Here is a 3,592-nt window from a genome sequence, read left to right on the forward strand (position 1 = left end):
GTTGTCCAGGAACCGTCCTTTCCCATCCATTGATATCCGCACGCTGGATCGTCGCAAGCGATCTGTCCAAGCGAAGGATGTGAACTGACTGCCCTGGTCAGTGTTCATGATGTCTGGCGGCGCAAACCGGTGGATGGCTTCGTTCAGCGCGTCGACGCAGAAGTCTGCCTCCAACGTGTTCGAGATGCGCCAGGCCAGCACCTTGCGCGTGTGCCAATCCATGATGGCGACGAGATACAGGAACCCTCGCCGCATCGGCAGATAGGTGATGTCCGCCGCCCAGACCTGAGTGGGCCGGTCCACCCGCAACCCGCGCAGCAGGTAGGGGTAGGTCTGGTGTCCTTTCGCCGCCTTGCCCCCTCTCGCACATGCTCTGCATGTGCTGCCAGGCGGCGGGTGTTGGGCTTCTGGTAAATCGGCATGAGACCCATCAGCCGCATGAGACGACGAATGCGCTTCTCGTTCACCAGATGACCCTCATTGCGTAGATGCCAGGTCATCTGCCGCACACCGAAGAACGGTGTCTCAAGGAATTGTTCATCAATTTGGCGCATGAGCGCGAACTTTAGCGCCGTCTCGCCCCTGGGGGTGTCGTAGAACGACGACCGCGAGATCGACAGCAGCCTGCACTGCTTGCCGATCGACAGATCGGGACTGGCGGGTTCAACCATCTTCCGCCTCATCTGCCGGTCCACGGCTTGAGCTTTCTGGACAAAAAATCGTTGGCCACGGCCTACTCCCCGATCTTCGCGTGCAGCTCCTTCATTTGCTCATCGTTGATCTCAGGGGCCTTTCTGCCGCCGCGCTCGAACACGCCCGACGCGCCTTCCAGCAAAGCCTTCTTCCATGTGTGGATCATCGTCGGTTGAACCCCGAACCAGCTCGCCAGTTCGGCTACCGTCTGCTCGCCCTTCAGCGCCCCAAGCGCCACCTTCGCCTTGAAATCCGGCGAATGCTGCTTCCGTTTCGACATCTCTGATCTCCTTCTCGTCGAAGATCAGCAGACAACAAATCGTAGCCTACGTCAGTGTCCGAATTGCGGGGGGGCTCAGAAATCGCGGTCGCCGTGTGGTAGGCGCGCGCCGACGCCGCCGAGAACTACAGCGCGCTTCTGTTGCTCTTCTGTCGTGCCATCTGCGATGAGTGTTTCGACGGCAGCAAAAATCGCGTCCGCCTCGGGACAACTTTCGTCTGGCTTCGCCCGCCGCGCCGCACGTCGGGCGCTGACCCTGGAAAAATCCACACCGCCCATAAACCTGCGATCTTCCTTTGGCTCGTTCTTGTTGATCCATTGGACGGCCAGGACGCGCGCAGCCTTTTCGCCGAAATGCTCGTCTGTCAGGTAGCTCGCCGCAACTTTGAAGGTCTCTGGTGCCTGTATGGCGATCATTGCGCCTTGGTATTCGAGCATGTGGGGATTCCGCGCTTCATCTACTGAAGTACTATCTCGCCATTTGCTTGCCTTCGCGGCCTCGCGAAATTCATGATAGCGGCGCAAATTGTCATCCAGCAAGCGCTGGAGCGTCGGAAGCAATGTTGCTGTCGGCGCTTGCTTGATCATGCCGGCAATTGCGGCCTTGTCATAACGGGGAATATCGTCAGCCGCTAAGCGCCGGTCCGCCCAAGTCTGCGCCAACTTGCCGATCGTGTCCAAGTCGTCTGCATCGAATGGGCGCCCGCGACGGTCATGGGCTGCGCTTCCCCGCGAGAAAAGGTTGCGAGGTGCGCTAGCTCTACGTCTTTTGCCGCGTCAGACTTGGCGACAACGGTAGCCACAAGGCTTGCGCCTTGGGTATGAGATAAGCGTTGCCGCAAGACGGAGTAGCGATCGCTGGCCGCTCTACCGAAACTTCCATTTCCGTCGCGCAACCTGGATCGCACTTCAAGGTAGGCGTCAATCATCGCGCCCACCGCTTTGGGACCGAGAACTGATGCCGCTGCCTCGGCCTTGTCGTCGTGCGAATTGGTTTCGGACAATGCGATTTTCAGCAGGTCGCCGTCTTCTAGCACAAGACGGCCAGCCGCAAGAATGTCGCCCGCGCCGTAATACAGTTCACGCCCGGTGCGCAGGCGATTAAGTACCGCCTCGGCAACCGCCTCGGGATGGCGCTAATTCAGTTGCCAAATCAATCGGCGATCATTGTCTTCGCGCCTGTCGATATCGAGGCTTGTCAGAAGCGCGATGATCTCGCGCGAGATGTCCTCGGACGGCTCCGTCCACATAAGAGTACTCAAACGCTCACGTGGCGATAGTCCAGCGGCCTTTTGCCTTTCACGGGCCATGGCAAGCCGTGCCTGGATTACTTCACCGTCGATGTCCTCAATGTAAGATTTCCGGACAAGGCAATCGTAAACTGTGTCGTCGGCGTCGCAGAGGAGGTCAGACAGATGACGGTCGGCGCGGCGGAAGGACAGGGAGTCGGCGACGCTTACCTTCACATCGAGATCGGCGTCGGCTTTTGCCACAGCAGGTGCGAGATCGAGTCCGTCCATTCCGCTGTTGCTGGCTATCTCTGACAAGACGTGTCTGCGCACGGAGGCCGGCAGACCTGCAAGCCGTTCGGCTGCGTTCTTTCCTAGGTGTTTGATCCCATGGTTTGATGGTGCGATCTGTTCTTTGGAATGGAAGGAAGCACTATGGGACAAGTTCGTCACGGGAGCGCCACGACCACGCACGCTGTCAGAGCAGCAATACAGCGATCGCAAGCTTCGATCGCGGCGCTGAGCAAGGAACTCGGGATCAACCCGAAGACTGTTGCCAAGTGGCGAAAGCGCGAGACCGTTGAGGATCGCAAAACAGGGCCGAAAGAGCCTCGCTCAACCATTCTCAGTCAAGCCGAGGAGGCCATGATCGTCGCATTTCGGCGGCATACGCTACTGCCGTTGGATGATTGCCTCTATGCGCTCCAGCCCTCGATCCCGCATCTGACGCGGTCAGCGCTGCATCGGTGCCTTCAGCGGCATGGCATCTCGCGCTTGCCGGATGTCGGGGGCGACAAGCCTAAGCGGCAGAGGTTCAAGCGCTACCCCATCGGCTTTTTTCATATCGATATTGCCGAGGTGCAGACTGCGGAGGGCAAGCTGTATCTTTTCGTTGGCATTGACCGGACCAGCAAGTTTGCAGTCACCCACCTCGTCGACAAGGCAGATCGCAAGACCGCCTGGGAATTCCTCGAACATTTGCTCAAGGCGGTCCCTTATCGCATCCATACGATCCTGACCGATAACGGTATCCAGTTCGCCGAACAGCCACGAAACCGGAACAGAGTATACTCCCGGCAGATGCGCTTCGACATGATCTGTGAGGCCAACGGGATCGAGCATCGCCTGACCAAACCGAACCATCCGTGGACCAATGGCCAAGTCGAGCGGATGAACCGCACGATCAAAGAGGCGACAGTGAAGCGATACCACTACGAAAGCCACGATCAGTTACGAACACATCTCGGCGACTTCATGGCTGCCTACAACTTTGCCCGCAGACTCAAAACTCTCAGCGGCCTCACGCCCTACGAATACATCTGCAAAATCTGGACTTCAGAGCCAGATCGTTTCATCATCGATCCGATCCACCAGATGCCGGGACTGAACA

5 protein-coding genes and 1 pseudogene are annotated in these 3,592 nt (G+C 58.4%); 1 reads left to right on the plus strand and 5 read right to left on the minus strand.

Translation table 11 applies throughout. The features are described 5' to 3' along the window. From ACP151_RS21075 to ACP151_RS21095, 5 genes and pseudogenes are all read right to left on the minus strand, one after another. A partial coding sequence (locus ACP151_RS21075) for a transposase (RefSeq protein ID WP_424978664.1) occupies nucleotides 1-303 on the minus strand: 303 nt, incomplete at its 3' end. 113 nt (nucleotides 304-416) lie between these two features. Beyond that, a pseudogene (locus ACP151_RS21080) lies at nucleotides 417-683 on the minus strand (IS3 family transposase); the annotation flags it as partial. A gap of 50 nt (nucleotides 684-733) precedes the next feature. Beyond that, nucleotides 734-973 carry a transposase gene (locus tag ACP151_RS21085; RefSeq protein ID WP_424980765.1) on the minus strand — a complete coding sequence of 80 codons (240 nt, stop codon included), beginning with the start codon at nucleotides 971-973 and terminating at the stop codon, nucleotides 734-736. A gap of 75 nt (nucleotides 974-1,048) precedes the next feature. Beyond that, nucleotides 1,049-1,654, minus strand: coding sequence for a hypothetical protein (locus ACP151_RS21090; RefSeq protein WP_424980766.1), 606 nt, complete (start codon nucleotides 1,652-1,654; stop codon nucleotides 1,049-1,051). A gap of 455 nt (nucleotides 1,655-2,109) precedes the next feature. Next, nucleotides 2,110-2,493: a hypothetical protein gene (locus ACP151_RS21095; protein WP_424980767.1), complete on the minus strand. Its 384-nt coding sequence runs from the start codon at nucleotides 2,491-2,493 to the stop codon at nucleotides 2,110-2,112. 144 nt (nucleotides 2,494-2,637) lie between these two features. Here ACP151_RS21095 and ACP151_RS21100 point away from each other — a divergent pair. Beyond that, nucleotides 2,638-3,592 (plus strand): IS481 family transposase (locus ACP151_RS21100; RefSeq protein ID WP_424980202.1); only part of this gene is annotated, 955 nt, incomplete at its 3' end.

The organism is Leisingera sp. S232 (assembly GCF_049800895.1).
Lineage (GTDB): Bacteria > Pseudomonadota > Alphaproteobacteria > Rhodobacterales > Rhodobacteraceae > Leisingera.